The sequence below is a fragment of the Robertmurraya sp. GLU-23 genome (assembly GCF_052983275.1).
Genome location: NZ_JBRKCV010000001.1, coordinates 559632 through 578641, shown reverse-complemented (window position 1 = coordinate 578641; position 19010 = coordinate 559632). Strand labels below are relative to the sequence as shown.

Below are 19010 nucleotides of genomic sequence, written 5' to 3'. Positions count from 1 at the left end.
TATCATGAAAATTAATTATCAAAGATGGTATTGTTTTCTTTATTGTGTTCTCTTAATTTCAATTCCTTGTTTCTCTAACTCGTAGTACATAGCAATTTTTGCTTTTCTTACATTTTCATTTAATAAAAAAGTATAACTTTTATCGTTAATAAAAGTAAGTGTAAGTTTCCCGCTACTCATCATTCCATTTTTAACGATTGCTTGTTCTTCTGCGGAAGTAATATCCTCCCATGTATATTTCTCATCTTCAAAACTCAAAAAGCGATTTAGGACAATGCCTGTTTGATTTGCATAATGATATTGATTGATACTCAGTACAAAAACCAGCACACTCAGTATATACCCTAGAATTATTAAAACCTTTATTCCCTTGGTCATCTTATCTTTATAGATAGCAATAGCTGTTCCTATTAACATCGCAGCTACAAGAAGGATTCCACCAATAAAGGCATAATAAGCACTTTTAGGAGGTTCAAAAAACCACTCCCCACTTGGCTTATAAAGTAAAAATTGAATCGGAGCAAGAAAAAACAAGGCAATAAAGATAGATCCAAGAATTAAAATAATGGCTATCGGAACTAACATTTGAGTATAGTCTGTCTTTTTCTTTTTTGTAACAGTATATCCACTAGAAATCATATGTACCCCCGAGTAATTTGAATTTTTTTACATTTCTAATTATAACGATAAGAAAATAAAAAATAAATCCCTTTTCAAAGGGATTTATGACAGTAGTTATTTACTTAATAGTTCCTCTAACTTAATTTCTGTTTCCTCGAGCATACTAATAGAGGTTTCATCGCTAAGTGCAGCCCGTAACCCTTCATAATAGTCATGGCACTCTCTACTAATTTGTTCTTTTAGTTGACGGATCTCAGAATTCATTATTTCTTGATAATGCTCCTTTAATCGTAGACTCCCTTCCTCCACATAGCTGTTGGCTATCGGAGATAAAATGGCTTCTAGTTCCTCCATCATAAGTCGTTTATCATTACGCTCAAAAAACGATTTTGGATTTTTAAAATAGCTCAATGCCTTTTTAAACAAGGGAGCCTCTAAATTCTCGAAAGCATTATTAAACTCAATACTCTTCCAGACACCTTTCTCATACGAATGAAAGGATATATCTTTATTGATATCTACAATCGAGCCCTCTAGAAGCTGTTCAACTTCTACCACTAGCTTTCCGATGAATGACTCAATTCTAAGTGAAGTCGCTCGTAATTCTTGAGCAAAATCATATCCAATACTTGTTAAGAATTCTTCAAGTCCTCTTTGTAACGCCTGTTTCATACTTCTTCCATCATCCTTTAATAGAGACGGATTAAACGCCTCCTTAAAGAAATCATTAAATCGATAAAATACTCTTTGCTTAATATAAAAGGCTAACTCATCCGTTTCTAAATGTAATCTTTTTTGAAGATTTTTTTCTTGATCATCTCTACGAAGCAGCTTTCCAATAGCTACCTCTTGATCCTGAAGAGTTAACAAGTACGTGTCCTTTTCTTCTAGGTTCAACTTCGCATTTTGAATAAAAGCTTTAAGTACAGTATTCACTCGATTTAGATCTGACAGAGCAGAGTTTAGGGCAATCTCGTTTAAGTCGTGTTTAATAAACGAATAGAATCTCTCTTCGAATTGCGCCAAACGAGAGCCTTCTTGTGCTGCTTCTAATTTTTCTTTTAAACCTAACATGCTTGAAACTGGATACACATGAGGCATACGAATTCCATATTGAATCAATTGCTCCGTTACGTAACCAAGTACTTCTTGGACCTCTTCTTCATCACGCGCCAAGTCAATTGCATTTACAAGAAAGAACATCTTATCCATTGAAAAGGTGTCCTTAACTCGACCAAGCTGTATTAAGAACTCGCGATCAGCTTTTGAAAAGGCATGATTATAATAGGTCACAAAAAGAATAGCATCTGAGTTTTTGATATAGTCAAAAGCAACACCTGTATGTCGTGCATTGATTGAATCGGCTCCTGGTGTATCAACGAGCGTGATTCCATGACGAGTTAGTTCACAATCATAATACAACTCAATACTTTCTACAAAACACGATTTTTCTTCCTTTGCAACGTAATCAGCAAATTCTTCTAACTGTGTTTGAATGGTATCTCCGAAGTGTCTTTTTGCTAACTCGTATCCCCGTAAAAATGCGGTTAGAAAAGAATAATGCACCTTACCTTGAACATCAAACAACGAATCTGTAGGATCTATTGATTGGATCACTTCTACTGCATGATCTAACGAACTCGCTGATAGCTCAAACAAGTGTAAGGACCTTTTCACTTCCTCAAGTAGATTATCTGAATTTTTGAATTTCACTTTGACTAAACCGTGCTTATTTTCTTCTGTAACAGGCATGATTTTATTTATCGCTGCCGTAGTGGGATTAGGTGAAACCGGTAAAAGCTTCTGCCCAATTAATGCATTTGCAAAGGAGGATTTTCCTGCACTAAAAGCACCGAAAAGAGCAATCGTAAATCCTCTTTGATCTAATCTATCAGATGTTACAGTCAGTTCCTCTGAAGTAGTTTTAAATCCTGGTACAGAGTTTAACAACGTCGCTGCTGTCTTTAGCTTTTTTACTACATCCCTTACTTGAAGTCCAGCTTGTGTTGAGTGCACCTCTTCTGGAGGTGTTTCTTTTGTTTTCTCTACCTTTTTAATTGAATCTACTGCTACACCTCGATCTTTTTCTGTAGAAGTCACGATTTCAAATTCTTCATTCATAGTAAGAAGTTTTTCTATCTCATGATCCCTTATTTCATCGCTCTTGATATTTTCAGTTATCATTTGGTCCATTGTATCTTTGGACTTTTGTTGGCTATTCGTTATGGTTTTTAACTCTGACCATGTATGGTTAAAATCCTTTATGACTTCTAACTCTTCCTCCCATTTTGAAACCTTCTTACTCATGTTAGTACTTAGAATTTTTAGGAAATCTTCCATAAATGGCTCGAGTTCTCTCCTAGCAAGGTTTTTTAAGCTTTCCGCAACATCGTTTGTATAGTTCAAAACGTATTCTCCAGACAAACGTGCGTCCTTCTTTTCTGCCTTAATCAGAAGCTCTGCTGTAATCGGCACAGAGTATTCCTGGATTTTTGTTAGTAAATCTGCATTATTGATGTCTTCCTGCTTTAAAAAGCGAGTAATCGCATCTTTTAAGTGCCATTCAAGTTGCGACTTTACTTTCTCTTGCATATCAGAAAAAAATGCATGTAATCTTGCTTGGCGTTCATGTTCTGTCTTATTTTTAGAAAACAATAATCCAACTTTAAACTCTCGCTGTCTAGATTCAAGAAATTTTTCTGCCAATTCTCTCGTTTGAAAAGGCATTAAATAAGCATTTTTTAAAATATCAATAATCACAAGCTCTAACTTCCTCTTTTGTTCAGTTAGTGCTTCCTCTTGTATGTCTAATTGCTGTTGTAACTCTACAATCTTACCTTGTAGTGAATTCCATTCACCTTCTGGTAGAGCGTTTAATTTTTGTTCAAGCTTTTCAATTGTTTCTTTATTCTGATTGAATTCGAATACAATTTGTTCTTGAATAAGCTTTTTGAGAGAATTTGAAACTGAAAGTTCTAACAACTGATCCTTCATAAGGACTTTTTCAGCAATAAACGTTTGTAGATCTTTTAACTCATTATGTGGATGATTTGGTTCCTTTAGCGTCGTATAAAATATATGACCCGGCGTCACTCCCCATGAAGCAAAGGATTCTTTTACGCTTTGTTGAAACTGAAGAAAACTTAGCTCTTCCTCACGATGCTTATCAATTTGATTAACAACTAAGAAAACTTCCTTACCTTCTTCTGTTAGTTCTTTGGTAAACATGAAGTTAACTTCAGATTGAACATGGTTATAATCCATGCAATAAAACACAAGATCGGCTAGATGTAAAGCTGACTCTGTAGCGATTCGATGAGCATCATCTGTTGAGTCAATCCCTGGTGTATCTAATATCGCTGTACCATTTGTTAGCTTCGTGTTACTCTTGCTTATCTCAATGGACGTTATTTCATCTCCATTTTTGCAATACGTCTTGACCATACTATAGTCGTACGGTGCCTTATAGTATAGTGGTCTTCCTTCATTGAAATAGACCTTCGCATAGTCCTCTCCTGCTTTCACTTTTACTAAATTCGCACTTGTTGGAATAGGGCTGGAAGGTAGAATATTTTCACCAATTAAAGTATTAATCATGGTTGATTTTCCCGCTGAAAAATGACCACAAAATGCAATCGCATATTCTCTCTCTTGAAGTTTTATAGCTAATTGTTTTGCTTTTCGTGCCGTTTCTTCGTTTCCCCTTGATAGAAAATAGGTATGTAGATTTGCAAGACGTGATAGTGTGATCTGTGTATCGTGTTGAAAGATTGTATTTGACATGGTTCTACCCCTTGTTTGAACTTATTCCACTCTATTTTAACTGATTTTTCACTCATTTCCCAAACAAAAAAAATCAGGTTGACAATCACCTGATTTTTTTATTTATTTAATTGAATTGCTTGCGGTTTGCTTACATTCTTTAACACATGCATCATTAACCATCCATAAACGACAACCGTTCCGCCAATAAAAATCGTTACCATTTGAAAACACCGTCCCCTTTAATGAGAGTGATAATTATTTTCATATGAACACTATATCACGAATGATAATCACTATCAATAAGCTTTCTGATCATTCACATTTTTTTCATAAACGGTAACGGGAGTTTCTGCTTGTTTTATGAAATACCTCATTGTATTTTGTATGGTCACAAAGAGCTTTTTCCTCAGCCGGGATGCGTATCATCAAGATGAGAGCATTAAGGAGTGAAAAAGCAATAAGTGTTCCGTATGCTTGAAAAAGAAGTGGGATCACAAGAAACTCTACGGTGACGATTAAATAGTTTGGGTGCTTGAGATACTTATAAGGCCCTTTTTTAATAACTGTAGCATGAGGTACGACGATTATTTTCGTATTCCAATACTTCCCCAATGACGACAGTGCCCAAATTCTCCCTATTTGTGTAACCAAAAACAAGCTGACAAGCACTGGCCAATATGGAGAGATTTCTTGCTCTTGTACTAACACTTCGAGACAAAGTGATATAAAAAATAAGGCATGGACAAAAACAATAAATGAGTAATGTGTTTTCCCGAATTCTACGCCTCCCTGCTCTTTCATCCATTTCTCATTTCTTTTAGCGATTGCTAATTCACAAACTCGTTGAAAAATCACAAATGTAAGAAATAACGAAAACATTATGTTTCCCTCCATTGTAAGAGAAGTAATTCTGAGCTAAAACCAGGTCCTAATGCTGTTGCAAGACCCATATCATGTTTTTTTGCCACTTTCATGGTCCGATTCAAAACATACAAGATGGTTGCTGATGACATATTCCCGTAATTCTTTAATACATTTGCAGATATTTCTAACATTTCTGCGGGTAACTGTAATGATTTTATGTAGGCGTCTAGAACCTTTTTTCCTCCTGGATGTGCAATAAAATGCTGAAGCTCTTCTATCTGACAACCATTCTCTGTAAGAAAACTATTTGTATTGGGCTTTAGCCATTTTTCAATTATGGAAGGAATATCCTTGGAAAATACAACATAAAGTCCATTGTCTTTTACTTCCCACCCCATCACATCTAGCGAATCCTTCATGGTAGTTGACCTTGTAGCTAAGATAGTTGGATAGCAGGTTAATTGACCGAAACTTTGCTTCTGTATTTGATCTCCTACTACAAGAGCACATGCCACTCCGTCAGCAAAAAGCGAAGAGCCAATTAAGTTACTTTTGGACAGATCATTTTTCTGGAATGTTAAACTGCACAATTCAATGGTTAGCACAAGTACTTTGGCACTAGGAAAAGCTAGGCAGTATTCGTATGCTCTTGATAAGCCAGAAGCTCCCCCCGCACAACCAAGACCCCAAATAGGAATTCGTTTCGTATGTATTGAAAAAGGAAGCATATTCATAATCCTAGCTTCTATACTTGGAGTAGCTAAACCTGTACTTGATATGGTGAAAATTGCGTCAATTTCTTCATAACCTATCGGTTTCTTCAAATAATCCTTATGTTTCAAACAATTTTCTATTGCTTTTGCACCTAACTGGGTAGCTGTTTCTATATATGCATCATTTTTTTCCTTAAATGACCTCTCTTTATCAAACCATTCAATACTTCTAGCAAAATGTCGTTTAATAATTTGTCCGTTCTGGAATGCCTTAAGCAATCTTTCTATATCGTGAAAAGCTTCTGTAAAAAGCTTTCGCGAAAAATTCATCACTTCAGTTTGTGTTATTTCATATTGCGGGGTTGCTTCACCTACTGATAGAATTGCTGGCATTTCTTTACTCCTTCCACGTTCACCATATTAAGGATACTTTTTCCAAAAACAGGATATTTATTCAAGAAAAAAACTCCCTACTTTAGTAAGTAGAGAGCCATCCATGTCTTGAAGGAGTTGCTGTGCTTCTTCATTATATGTTGATTTTCGTTTCAAATCACTAGATAATTTTTACCATAGAAATAAATCAAAAGCACTACACTAATTCCCATTATTTTTTACTATTGAAAATGAGAAAACCATGTTATTTTCATTAGCATCTATGATAATATAATGATATTCGACTAGTTGGAGGAATATAAATGACTTTATCAAAGCAGGTGACAGATATACTAAACGGGACTATCGATTCAGTTAAATCAGTTCTTCCATTTGATCTAACCGTTGAAAAACCGTCTCTTTTTACACAGCCCTTTACACAGCATTCAATTGGTGTTTTGATTGGAATGACCGGAGATGTTAGAGGTCGAATTATAATTGATGGAAATGAACAGTTGTTTGGCAAGATCGGAGAAGGAATGTTCGGTATGGCTTTAGAAGGCGAAATGCTAGAGTCCTTTGCAGGAGAGTTAGGAAACATGATTGCAGGGAATTTATCTACAACTATTTCACAAAAAGGCCATGAAACCGATATTACCCCACCAACTGTTTTGGTTGGAGAAACAAAGGTTTACGGATTTGAGAAGGCATTTCGTTTACCAATCACTATTCAAGACTTAGGAACGATTGAACTTATTATAATGGTAGAAAATAAGTAGAGAGGATTACCCTCTCTACCTTTTTTTTAAAATCCGTGGATCGTCATCCCACCATCAACAAATATGGTTTGACCGCTGATATAATTTCCTGCTTCGGAAGCTAGCATGACAACAGGACCTACTAGTTCTGGTAATTCACCGACACGATTTAAAGGAGTGACGGCTAAAATATCTTTTACATACTCTTTGTTAGAAAGTAAGCTTTCCGTTAAAGGGGTTTTGAAATACCATGGTCCTATGCTATTCACATTAATATGATGAGGACCCCATTCTAATGCAAGCACCTTGGTCATTTGAATCATGGCCGCTTTTGTTGCTGCATAAACGACACCTGTCCGCAAAGCGACATGCCCAGCAACAGATGAGATAGATATAATTCTACCCGCCGTTCCGTGCTTCTGCATCACTTTACCAACTTGTTGTGACATCATAAAGGCTGACTTTAAATTAGTGTCCATAATTGTCTGCCACTCTTCTTCCGTAACCTCTATTGCTTTAGATCGAATATTCATTCCTGCGTTATTGATAAGAATATGTATTTCTCCCCACTCATCCTCAACGGTAGACACAGCCCTTGATATTTCCTCTGTTGAGGTGACATTCGTCGGTATAACGAGCACCCTCCTGCCAAGAGAACGAATGATTTCAGCCGTTTCCCTTAAATCTCCCTCGGTTCGGGAGAGTATTGCAACATCTGCCCCAGCTTCCGCTAAACCAATGGCTAGTGCTTTTCCAATTCCCCTGCCGGCACCAGTAACTATCGCATGTTTATTATCTAATCGAAATGATGGTAAGTACACGATGATCCCCCTTTTTCATTCATATATGAATCAACATATCAAACAGTAGTCAAAAAGAAAAGGAAAAAGGGATTCTTTTTCCTGCTACCTAATTACTTCTTATCTTGTTGTCTTTGAACCTCTATATAAATTTCTTTGCACACAAGTTCACCACACACCTGACATACTACCTTCCCATCATAAAGAGTTCGGCAGTGTTCACAATAGTATTTCACCATATATTATCCCTCACTATTTCTTACTGACCAATATTACTATCAGTATATTTATTTCAAGTATAAGAGGTTCCTACGAGTAGTCTAAAAGCTTTAGGAATAATAATAAATATGAAAATTTAATGGTGAACATAACCATATTCAACTACCAATTATTAACATCACCTTCACACCTCTATGTTAATAATATGTATAGTGGAAACCCCATTAGCAATAATAGGAAATAGGTGGTGATTAACCTTGGGAATCATTCAAGCCTTCTTTAATTGGCGAGAAGGAAAATATCAGGAGCATTTAGAAGCAATGTATGAAGAAGATAAGTGCCCACAATGCCATGGAAAAGGGTATCATGTATATCCTCCAGTAGGAGAATTTATCCCATATAACCATATCTTTGATTGTGCGGGCTGCGAAGGATCAGGATCTTATTCAAAGTGGGATAGCTCAATCGTGTAACACACTCTAGGTTTCTAGGGTGTGTTTTTTGTGTAATAAATATCACTCACCTACAAATGCTTTTATGTCGACATTCGTAACCGTTATCATATATTTTCAAAATTTATCTTCTTCACAAATAATTCACATTTCAAGAAACCTGAATGTGATTTAAATCACTGTCACAATAACTTTTCACTACTATCATAGTAAATACATAACAATTGAACAATTTGTGAAATCAATGAAAGCTAATGGAATTGCAACAATTGTCTTGTATTATGAAATTGTAATTATTTATTTATTGTGAAACCTTGGGGAGGGAGTGAGGGTTATGGCGAAAATGGAACTCAACCGAAAAACAAAGACGGAAATAGAGGATAGCTCTTCTTTAAAAGGCACATTAGCTTCCGTTTTCCTATTAGGATTCTTTCTAATAGTGACATGGGTGAGCGTTTACTTCTTATTTTTAGACCGTTTTTAGAGGAAAGGGGATATATTTACCATGCATATGCATAAGTTTGAAAAAATTTGGCTGATATTTGGGATTGGGACACTTTTAGTTTTCCTAACCGTTTTAGGTGTTAGCGCCTTTTATCTCGGAAATCAACCACCAAGCTGCTTAGCTACAATCAATCCTGAAAAAGTTGATACAACTGCCCCATTCAACGAGCCAGGACTTAAAAAAGTTGAGGGCAAAGACTGGGACTATGAATTAATATATGTAGCTCAAGCTTTTGCTTATACTCCAGGAGAGATTGAAGTTCCACTTGGAGCAAAAGTAAAGGTAATTGCAACAACAAAAGACGTAATTCACGGATTTCAAGTTGCTGGAACAAATATTAACATGATGTTAGAGCCAGGTTATATAAGCGAGTATATCACAACGTTTGACAAAGCTGGAGAATACTTAATTTTATGTAATGAATATTGTGGTTCTGGACATCACATGATGACGTCTAAAATCAAGGTGGTGGAATAATGAATACATTAAATGCGAAAATCGATCCACGAGATGGAAAATTAGTTATGGCCCATTTTTATGTGGCATTTATCGCTTTGGCTGTCGGTGGGCTGGCGGGTCTTCTGCAAACATTAGTACGATCTGGTAAATTTGTATTACCTGCAGGAATTGGTTATTATCAAATATTAACGGTTCACGGTGTTGTGCTCGGGCTTGTTTTAACAACATTCTTCATTATGGGCTTTCAAATTGCTGCCACAAGTCGCACCTCAGGTACATTATCCAATCTTCAAAGAAAATTAGGCTGGATTGGCTTTTGGTTAATGACTGCTGGAACGCTAATGGCAGCCACAATGATTCTACTAAATAAAGCTTCTGTTCTTTATACCTTTTATGCGCCATTACAAGCACATTTTATTTATTACCTAGGTCTAACACTTGTTGTGGTAGGCAGCTGGGTAGATGGAGCAGCAGTACTAGGTAAATATATTAGCTGGAGAAAGCAAAACCCTGGTCAGCCAAGTCCATTAATTACGTTCATGGCTGTTGTTAATACAATGTTATGGATTGTCGCAACAATAGGTGTTGCTGCAACTGTATTATTCCAGTTACTTCCATGGTCTCTCGGAATTGTTGATCGAGTGGACGTACTAGTTAGCCGAACACTCTTCTGGTATTTCGGACATCCACTTGTTTATTTCTGGTTATTACCTGCGTATATGGCATGGTATGTCGTCATTCCAAAAGTCATTGGTGCAAAAATCTTCTCTGATTCGCTTGCTCGTTTGTCCTTTATCTTATTTTTACTATTCTCTATCCCTGTTGGTTTTCACCATCAGTTAATGGAGCCTGGAATTGATCCGGCTTGGAAGTTTTTACAGGTTATCTTAACCTTTTTAGTTGTCATTCCATCATTAATGACCGCCTTTTCCCTCTTTGCCACTTTCGAAAGCTATGGTCGCTCAAAAGGAGCAACTGGACTCTTCGGATGGTTTAAGAAGCTTCCTTGGGGAGATGCAAGATTCACGGTACCTTTTATCGGAATGCTTTCATTTATACCTGCAGGTGCAGGTGGACTGGTGAATGCTTCTCATCAGTTGAACCAAGTGATTCATAATACGATTTGGGTTACTGGACACTTCCATTTAACACTTGCAACCGCAGTTGTTTTAACTTTCTTCGGTATTTCTTACTGGCTCGTTCCACATATAACAGGCCGTGTATTAACAAAAGCTATGAATAAACTTGCGATTTATCAAGGAGTCCTTTGGGCAATCGGTATGACCTTTATGTCAGGTGCGATGCACGCAGCTGGTTTACTAGGTGCACCACGTCGTTCTTCATTTTCAGAGTATGGAGGAGCTGCTCAAGCTACTGAATGGATACCGTATCAAATCGCTCAAGCTGTGGGTGGCACAATCCTTTTCATTGCGATTATTCTAATGCTCTACATTTTTGTTAATTTAGCATTTTTCGCTCCAAAAGGAGAAGAAGAATTTCCAATTGGGGAAGTCAATGATAAAGCTGAAAAAACACCAATGGTATTTGAAAACTGGAAACTTTGGTTAGGAATTACTGCGTTACTGATCTTGTTCGCTTACACCATACCATTTATTGATATGATTCAGAATGCTCCAATTGGATCAAAAGGTTACAAGTTATGGTAATAACAAACAGCGCCTATTAATGGGCGCTGTTTGTTATTTCTACAGGTAATTTATTTTTCTTTTCGTAACTGACTAAAATAACTGAAGAAAGTATAATTATACCTCCAATGACTTGTATCATACTTAATGTTTCATTGTAATAGAACAACCCTAATAAGGTAGCGACAACCGGTTCGACCGTGGCAATAATAGATGCCTTGCTGCTATCTGTTTTCTTTAATCCCCATGTGTATAAAAAAAAGGCCGCTACCGTTGTGATCAACGCAAGACCTACACTATACCAAACCACTGTTGGCTGAAACAGTATACTTGACTTTGTCCACAATGCTGTAGATGGAACTAAAGTTAGAGAAGCAATAAGAAATGTATAATACGTAACCGTAAAGGGCGCATACCTTTGAAGTGCTAGCTTTCCAAATATACTGTAAAGCGCATAACCAAATCCAGATCCTAATCCGATGAACAATCCTATTGTTGTCATCTTAGTCGTTTCTTCCATTTGGAGACCTGCAATAAGTACACATCCTATGACGGTACCTATCACGGCCACGATTTTTTTTCGACTAAGCTTTTCCTTTAAAAAAGCAAATGAGAGAATGGTAACAAAAGCAGGTGATGTATAAAGGAGTATAACGGCTAAAGAGACATTCATTTCATTAATGGTTGTAAAATAACACCAATTAAAAAATACAATACTAAAGATTCCAGTTCCAATAAAAAGATAGGTATCTTGAAATCTAATTTTCACTTGTTCCCTGTTCTTGACGATTCCGATAATGAATAGGAGAAGGAACGCAAATCCCACTCGAATCGTAACAATCTCCATAGCTGTAAATCCCGCTACTTTTAACTCTCTTACAAAAAGGGCGAGTAGCCCCCATAGGAATGCTGCTAATCCAATAGAAAAGCTCGAAGCAAGATGCATGATTTCCTCCTAAAAGGACGACATGTTGTGATCCTAAGTTTTTATTTTAACTGATAAATATTTTCATACTTATCATAAAGATAGGAAACTAGATGGGAAGCATTTAAGCCCTCTCCTGTAATATCTTTAATCATTTCAAGAGGTAACTTCATTTTTCCATACTGATGTATTTTATCAGTTAGCCACTCTTTTATCGGCAGAAGATTTCCTTCCTCAAGCAACTGGTCAAAATTCGGGATATCCTTCAGCAAGGCATTCTTCAGTTGTGCTGCATAGATATAACCAAGCGCATAGGACGGGAAGTAACCAAAGCTTCCATCAGACCAATGAACATCCTGCAGAACTCCATTTGAATCATTATCTGGAGTAATTCCTAAATATTTTTCATATTTCTCATTCCAAACTTTTGGCAAGTCCTTTACTTCTATTTCATCATTAAAAATCCCTTTTTCAATTTCGTATCTGATCATAATATGCAATGCATAAGTTAGTTCATCCGCTTCTATGCGAATAAGCGATGGCTTTGATTCATTAATTGCTCGGTAAAATTGTTCAATCGAAACATCTTGAAACTGAGTAGGAGCGTATTCTTTTAGCAAGTCAAAATTACCTTTCCAAAAAGAAGGATTTCTACCAATGAAATTTTCATAAAATAGAGATTGTGATTCATGAATTCCCATAGATGTTCCCGTACATAAAGGAGTTCCGATTAATGCAGACGAAATATTCTGTTCATATAATGCATGTCCTGCCTCGTGTATCGTACCAAATATAGCTGTACGGAAGTCATTTTCATCGTACTTCGTTGTCACACGAACATCTCCTGGATTTAAGCCACTTGCAAATGGATGAACCGTTTCATCCAATCTACCAGATTCAAAATCATATCCAACTTTTTTTAGTATCTCCAAACTAAATTCTCGCTGTTTTTCCTTAGGAAAATGTTTATACAGAAATTGTGTGTTTGGATTGTTTTCTGATTCCTTTATTTGTTGAACAAGAGGAACGATCTTTTCTCGAAGTTCACTAAATACTTGATCAAGAACGTCTACTGTAATACCAGGCTCATACATATCTAGGAGAGTATTATATTTATTTCCCGTGTAGCCCCAGTAGTTTATAAATTTTTTTGTCATATCAACTATCTTCTCAAGGTATGGTTGGAACATGGAAAAGTTGGAAATATCCTTTGCCTCTTCCCAAACTGACTCTGATTTTGACTGAAGGATAACAAATTCTTTATATTCTTCAGCTGGAATTTTTTTGTTTCGGTCGTATTCCTTTTTACACTCAGCAACCGTTTTTTTTGTTATTTCGCTCAGTTCATTATCATGTGTCACTTGTGTCAGATTTGCTATGTATGCAGCCATTTCCTCAGACGTTGACATTTTAAATACTTCACTAGAAAGCATACCAATGACTTCTGAACGCTGCTCCATCCCTTTTTTCGGTGCTCCCGTTCGAAGATCCCAATATATAAGTGCAAGCGCTTCTTTATACGCGCCCATTTTTTTTACATAGTCCAAAAACTCTCGTTCCATTTGCTTTATGGCAATAACCATCCTGTTCCCTCCTCTAAAACCTTCTCGCAAAAATTTTATCATAATTTTCAGGAAAAATCTTGAATAAATAAGAAAGGAGCAGATGAATATCTGCTCCAAGCTTATTTCGATACCGATACAGGTAAAGAAGAATGAACGAGATCAATTATTTTTTGGGACTCTTTTTGATTCATTAAAATATGCACTTTTCCTTTGTCTTCATGTGTGCGTATTAAACGACCGATTCCTTGGCGTAGTCGGAGAAGCATATACGGGATATCCACTTCCTCAAAGAAGTTTTCTGTACTCTCCCTTTTCGCAGTAAATACGGGATCGTGAGGTGGAAATGGAAGAGAAAAGATGAATACATTCTCTAATGAAGAACCTGGAATATCGAGCCCTTCCCACAAATGGGTGGAGCAAAGTACAGCACTCTCTTCCTGTTGAAATTTCGAAACTAACGTACTTATTTCGGCGTCTCCCTCAAAATAGATCGGGAAAGGAAGTTCTTCTCGAAGATGATGTTTGAAATACTGCTGTTCTTCATCATTGGAGAACAAAACTAGCCCCTTTCCTCCGGCTTCTATCAATTGCTTAACAGTATACATACATTTTTCATCAACTGAGGTCAAGTAAGGCATCTGTATTTCCATCGCTTCTTCATAATTAAACGGTGAATTTACACGGAATGATAAAAATTCATCTATTCCAAGACTTTTAGCAGTATATGAAAATGAGCCATTTTCGGATAGAGTTGCAGAAGAAAAAATGAATGGCTTTTTCTGTGAAAATACCTCTTCACGCATGATATCTTCCACCATTCTCGGCATAATCACGAGCGTTCGTTTTCCCTCATGTTCCTCAAACCAAATAATTCCTTTTAGCTCCTTTAAAAATAAACTTAATGAATACGTTATCTGCTCCAAATATCCTTCGACAATCTTTAGGTCATATTCATTAATTACATATAATTCACTTTCAAAAACAAGTTCTTCTTCCAGATCCGATAATAAAGAGGCAAGTTTTTTCCCTTTCGCTAACACGTCCGGTGTTTTTTTAATCATCTGCTTATCAGAGCCTACTGTCTTTTCAGATGCATCTTGTAAAACTTCAAAAAATCGTTCACTAGCAATAATGGATTCGTCTATTAGGTTAAGAGTCTTATCCCTTACATCATTAGCGGTTAGACGCTCTAGTAATGTTTCAAGTGTTTGTTCTGTTAACTTATACGTTAAAGCCTTTTGACTGGCATATTCTAAAAGATGACCCTCATCAAACACGACACATGAGCTTTCAGGCAGTAGCGGAAGCTGGCCTTCTCGTTTTCTTGCTTCCTTCGTCCAAATATGCTCCATATAAAAATCATGAGAACAAATAATCAAATCCTGTGAACTTCTGTAATAATCACGGTGCAATGTTTGTCCACATCTATGACGCTGATCACAAGAAAAGCAGTCTTGTAAACTATCCCATGCTATTTCGTTCCACTGCTCGTTTGACAGTTTTGGAAAATCCTTACGATCTCCGTATCGTTCAAAAGATTGCATTGATATTCCTGTATGTACAAAATCAGGCAATTGATGGAACACATCCATATGTACATCGGAAGACGCAACGGATTGATCTAGTTTATTCAAGCACAAATACTGATCTCTTGATTTAGCTAATCGAACGTCAATATTGAGCTGCAACGCTTTTTCAAGCTTGGCTATATCTCCTTCTTTTTTAACAAGCTGTTCAATAAGTGTTTCATCTGCACAGGCAATAATTGCCGGTCTGTTTTTGTAACGAGCGTAACAGATCGCATACAAAAGGTAAACAATTGTCTTTCCTGTACCTACACCAGCTTCTGCAAACATTACTTTATTTTCTTGAAAGGCTTTTTCTAGTTGAAATGCCATATAGATTTGTTCGTCACGTACTTCAAATCCCTCTTCTGGTAGTAAATCATAGAACACATCCCCGATCCAATCCCCTAATTTCTCAAAAAAGGATTCAGATTTAGATAGGGTGAATGGTAGCTGTTTTTGCAAAGTAACCCCTCCAGTACTTTATTCAGAACTAAGCGATAAAAAACTGACTCGTAAGCGAGTCAGTTTTAAATCATTTTATTTCTCTAGGTGGTCTCTTACCCCAGTATTGATAATAATTCGTTTGTATAAACCCATTAAATAATTTTCGTTTTTTGGTTGCTGGTTTTCCGTAACATTCTTCAAACCGTTCATTTGACGTTAGCATGTAAACCGACCATGTTTCGTATGGAGAAAAAGCTTGTCCCATGTCTGTGTACATTTTTTCAACCGTTGGCTTATCCCCTAGTCTTTCTCCGTATGGTGGGTTCCCAACAATTACACCATATTCCTTTGTCGTCGTAAAATCTTTTACTTGCATTTGTTTGAATTGAATTACATCTCCTAAACCAGCTTCAAACGCATTAGCCTTAGCAATATTTACCATCTTATGATCAACGTCTGAACCAAAAATATCTATTTCTTGATCATATTTTGCAAGATCTTCAGCTTCGTTTCTCGCATCTTCCCATAGCTTATCGGGAATCCAGTCCCATCCTTCGGAAACGAATTCTCGGTTAAAGCCTGGCGCAATATTTTGCCCTATCAAAGCAGCCTCTATTGGAATCGTTCCTGAACCACAAAAAGGGTCAACAAATGGGCGGTCTGGTGTCCAATTTGTTAGCATTACTAGTGCTGCTGCTAACGTTTCCTTAATTGGTGCTTCTCCTTGTTCCGCACGATATCCTCTTTTGTGTAAGCCCGCTCCACTAGTATCAATGGTTATCAAGGCTGTATCCTTTAATAAAGACACTTCAATTTTAAACAGAGGACCATTTTCTTCGAACCAGCTTGTTCTACGATAATGAGTGCTTAAACGGTTAACAATTGCTTTTTTGACGATCGCTTGGCAATCTGAAACACTGAATAAAGTTGATTTCACTGACTTCCCTGACACAGGAAACTCAGCATTTTCTGGTAGGTATTTTTCCCAAGGTAATGCCTTTGTTTTTTCAAACAATTCATCAAAAGTTTTGGCTTTAAATTCTCCTACTTTAATTTTCACTCGGTCAGCTGTACGTAACCACAAATTGCTCTTACAAATGGCCATCTCGTCCCCTTGAAAACGAACACGTCCATTTTCAACCGTACACTCATACCCTAAATCTCTTACTTCCTTCGCCACTACCGCTTCAAGCCCCATCGCTGCGGTAGCTATTAATTCAAATTTCGTCATCGTTTCACCTCAGACAGAATGTATCTTGCCTTGTTTATTATATGTATAATACAAGAAAAGCTCTCCAACAGAGGAGAGCTATCATTAGAAAACACTCATACAATTCCATTAATAACGTTCTATAAGCCATGTTTTGTTCCTTTGTACTACCATCGACTGATCGTCTCGTACTCAGGTGGCAATCATCTATCTACAGATTCAAATGAACCTGTCCTTCCCCTCGTTCATTTCCTAAGAGAAGGTGCCCCTACCATAATTTGGGTTTCTCGCTCGTGGGGTTTACCTCGTTCCACCCCATTCATTTCTAAATGGGCTCCGTCACTGTGGCACTTTCAAGGTATTCATGCCATATCCTAATGGACTTAGGCATTTTCCCTGCCGTCAGCCAAGTATAAACCTAGCTGCCCTAGCTTATGAATTGGCTAGGCACGAACACTACGGTCATCTCAGACCGTGCGAGCATGGACTTTCCTCTACAATTCACTTACGATCCTTGCAGCGATTACCCGAACGTTATTAACGAACAATACATATTATATGTAATTGTGAATGAAATATCAATGCCTTCTTACATGGTAATTTCTGTTAATCGTATAATTTACTACCGAAAACATGCTTTTCTAGATTTGATAATCTTTTGAGAATATCAAAATTTGTTGTACCAGCGGATGGTTGCTGAACGGAAGGTCTTCTTACAGCATCTTCTAATTGTTTCTTCAAACGTGCGTTTTCCTGTTGAAGTTCTTCAATCTCTTGCTGTAGAATCTCATAATCTTTAATTACTACATCAAGAAATTTGTCAACATCCTCTGGCTTGTAGCCTCTCATGGCTGTTTTAAATTCTTTTTCCAATATGTCTTTCGCAGTTAGCTTCACTTTATCTATTTGCATTTATTATTTCACCTCGGTCACTCAAAGAAACATTATCTATATTTTTTCAAAAATATGCACTTTTGTCAATTTTTCTTTTATATGGGTCACTTTTAATAAAAATCTTTTTGCTTTTGCTGTTCTTCTTCGACTAATAATTGAAGGTCGTAGAAGGTTATTTGTGTGATGGGATATTCATTATTCTCTTGATAATGTTTGGCGGTTTGAAGTAAGTATTTCGGGCTTCCGTCTCTTTCTTCGTCATATACAAGAAGCAATGCATCCGTTTTTTTGATGGCAAATTGGTTTTTAAGCCGAAATTGGGCTGGACTATCGTACTTCCTTTTTGTAACTGAGTCTACATAGTCGGCCCTCTGGATAATGGAGTGATACCACTCCTTATTTTTATCGCTCCAGTTACCTTCTTGATCTAAAAACGGGGTAATTATTGCTAGTTTTAGGTCCGGATAGTCCTTTTTCCTCAGTTCAATAACGACTTCTGCCGCCCACATTTCTACACCGAGCTGACCTGATACCATTACCCATTCAAGCCCTTGGTCTAACAGCTGAAGAAGGGCTTTTTTTATAGCCAGTTTTATGTATACAACGCCAGGATCATTTTCTTTGAATATACCTAACTCACTGGCCTTATAACCCGATATATATACCATTTTAATCAATCGATTTGCTCCCTCTCTCAAGGCCTTATATATGAATAAACAAGGGCTTAATAATAAGCCCTTGTAAGAAGTATTATCTTCCAAAAGATGGTCCAGGTCCTGCTCCAAATCCTGGACCTGCTCCAAAGCCTGGGCCTGCTCCGAATCCTGGGCTTGCTCCGAATCCTGGGCCTGCTCCAAAGCCTGGTGCTCCTCCGAATCCTGGCGCTGGAAATGGTCCAGGTACAGGACGAGGTGGTGCAAAGCTTTGAGTATGAGTCACTTCATTAACAACAGACTGTGTTTGTGGGAAGAAGTGTTGGTGTTCAAAATTGGTGTGATTGACAGTTGTTGTATGCTGAGGGTGAATATGTGGCACCACATTGTTTGAGAAAGTATGATTTACACAGCATTTTGTTGGGTGAACAACAGCAGGTAATACATTAGTTGGTCCGCAATGTTTTTTATGCATATTTGAACTTCTCCTTTCGAATAGTGTTTTTTGTGCTTTACAATAACAGCCTATGATAAAGAAGTCCATCTTGTACTAATGCAAATACCTATTTTCGCTGAT

The 19010-nt window shown here is 37.0% G+C and carries 17 protein-coding genes and 1 other RNA gene; 5 read left to right on the top strand and 13 right to left on the bottom strand.

Annotated features, from left to right (window positions below; all coding sequences use genetic code 11):
* Positions 1-39: 39 nt before the first annotated feature.
* The 4 genes from ACVBAX_RS02965 to ACVBAX_RS02950 form a co-directional block, all read right to left on the bottom strand.
* Positions 40-639: a hypothetical protein gene (locus ACVBAX_RS02965; RefSeq protein WP_447115818.1), complete on the bottom strand. Its 600-nt coding sequence runs from the start codon at positions 637-639 to the stop codon at positions 40-42.
* Between the two features lie 96 nt (positions 640-735).
* Entirely contained in the window at positions 736-4404 is a 3669-nt protein-coding gene (locus ACVBAX_RS02960) for a dynamin family protein (RefSeq protein ID WP_447115817.1), read from the bottom strand.
* 309 nt (positions 4405-4713) lie between these two features.
* Complete coding sequence (locus ACVBAX_RS02955; protein ID WP_447115816.1) at positions 4714-5265, bottom strand: isoprenylcysteine carboxyl methyltransferase family protein; 552 nt, start codon at positions 5263-5265, stop codon at positions 4714-4716.
* On the bottom strand, positions 5265-6356 hold the full coding sequence (locus ACVBAX_RS02950; protein WP_447115815.1) for a type III polyketide synthase: 1092 nt from the start codon (positions 6354-6356) through the stop codon (positions 5265-5267). The genes ACVBAX_RS02955 and ACVBAX_RS02950 overlap by 1 nt, the downstream gene beginning before the upstream one ends.
* Before the next feature lie 302 nt (positions 6357-6658).
* Between ACVBAX_RS02950 and ACVBAX_RS02945 the strand changes: the two genes are divergently transcribed.
* The gene (locus tag ACVBAX_RS02945) at positions 6659-7114 is read left to right on the top strand and encodes a chemotaxis protein CheX (protein ID WP_447115814.1); all 456 of its coding nucleotides are present in this window, start codon (positions 6659-6661) and stop codon (positions 7112-7114) included.
* A gap of 26 nt (positions 7115-7140) precedes the next feature.
* Here the strand turns inward: ACVBAX_RS02945 and ACVBAX_RS02940 are convergent, their stop codons facing one another.
* Complete coding sequence (locus ACVBAX_RS02940) at positions 7141-7914, bottom strand: SDR family NAD(P)-dependent oxidoreductase (RefSeq protein ID WP_447115813.1); 774 nt, start codon at positions 7912-7914, stop codon at positions 7141-7143.
* A 455-nt stretch (positions 7915-8369) separates the two neighbouring features.
* On the opposite strand from ACVBAX_RS02940, the gene ACVBAX_RS02935 reads away from it, so the two are divergent.
* The 4 genes from ACVBAX_RS02935 to ACVBAX_RS02920 all read left to right on the top strand — a co-directional run bounded on the left by ACVBAX_RS02935 (position 8370) and on the right by ACVBAX_RS02920 (position 11195).
* Positions 8370-8585, top strand: a complete 216-nt coding sequence (locus ACVBAX_RS02935) for a methionine aminopeptidase (protein WP_430773072.1) — start codon at positions 8370-8372, stop codon at positions 8583-8585.
* 313 nt (positions 8586-8898) lie between these two features.
* Positions 8899-9048 (top strand): cytochrome c oxidase subunit 2A, encoded by a 150-nt coding sequence (locus ACVBAX_RS02930; RefSeq protein WP_119708897.1) that lies wholly within the window; start codon positions 8899-8901, stop codon positions 9046-9048.
* A gap of 21 nt (positions 9049-9069) precedes the next feature.
* The gene (locus ACVBAX_RS02925; protein WP_447115812.1) at positions 9070-9546 is read left to right on the top strand and encodes a cytochrome c oxidase subunit II; all 477 of its coding nucleotides are present in this window, start codon (positions 9070-9072) and stop codon (positions 9544-9546) included.
* Positions 9546-11195 (top strand): b(o/a)3-type cytochrome-c oxidase subunit 1, encoded by a 1650-nt coding sequence (locus ACVBAX_RS02920; protein WP_430773070.1) that lies wholly within the window; start codon positions 9546-9548, stop codon positions 11193-11195. The genes ACVBAX_RS02925 and ACVBAX_RS02920 overlap by 1 nt, the downstream gene beginning before the upstream one ends.
* A gap of 16 nt (positions 11196-11211) precedes the next feature.
* Here the strand turns inward: ACVBAX_RS02920 and ACVBAX_RS02915 are convergent, their stop codons facing one another.
* The 8 genes from ACVBAX_RS02915 to ACVBAX_RS02880 all read right to left on the bottom strand — a co-directional run bounded on the left by ACVBAX_RS02915 (position 11212) and on the right by ACVBAX_RS02880 (position 18908).
* Positions 11212-12120 (bottom strand): DMT family transporter, encoded by a 909-nt coding sequence (locus ACVBAX_RS02915; protein WP_430773069.1) that lies wholly within the window; start codon positions 12118-12120, stop codon positions 11212-11214.
* Positions 12121-12161: 41 nt separating this feature from the next.
* On the bottom strand, positions 12162-13682 hold the full coding sequence (locus ACVBAX_RS02910) for a carboxypeptidase M32 (RefSeq protein WP_447115811.1): 1521 nt from the start codon (positions 13680-13682) through the stop codon (positions 12162-12164).
* A gap of 101 nt (positions 13683-13783) precedes the next feature.
* Positions 13784-15694, bottom strand: coding sequence for an ATP-dependent DNA helicase (locus ACVBAX_RS02905; RefSeq protein ID WP_447115810.1), 1911 nt, complete (start codon positions 15692-15694; stop codon positions 13784-13786).
* A gap of 70 nt (positions 15695-15764) precedes the next feature.
* Positions 15765-16907 (bottom strand): THUMP domain-containing class I SAM-dependent RNA methyltransferase, encoded by a 1143-nt coding sequence (locus ACVBAX_RS02900; RefSeq protein WP_447115809.1) that lies wholly within the window; start codon positions 16905-16907, stop codon positions 15765-15767.
* 117 nt (positions 16908-17024) lie between these two features.
* Positions 17025-17421: RNase P RNA component class B (gene rnpB / locus ACVBAX_RS02895), an RNA gene on the bottom strand.
* A 71-nt stretch (positions 17422-17492) separates the two neighbouring features.
* Entirely contained in the window at positions 17493-17798 is a 306-nt protein-coding gene (gpsB, locus tag ACVBAX_RS02890) for a cell division regulator GpsB (protein ID WP_430773065.1), read from the bottom strand.
* 92 nt (positions 17799-17890) lie between these two features.
* A complete protein-coding gene (locus ACVBAX_RS02885; RefSeq protein WP_430773536.1) occupies positions 17891-18454 on the bottom strand; it encodes a DUF1273 domain-containing protein in 564 nt (187 codons plus the stop codon).
* 76 nt (positions 18455-18530) lie between these two features.
* The gene (locus ACVBAX_RS02880; protein ID WP_447115808.1) at positions 18531-18908 is read right to left on the bottom strand and encodes a CotD family spore coat protein; all 378 of its coding nucleotides are present in this window, start codon (positions 18906-18908) and stop codon (positions 18531-18533) included.
* Positions 18909-19010 lie beyond the last annotated feature (102 nt).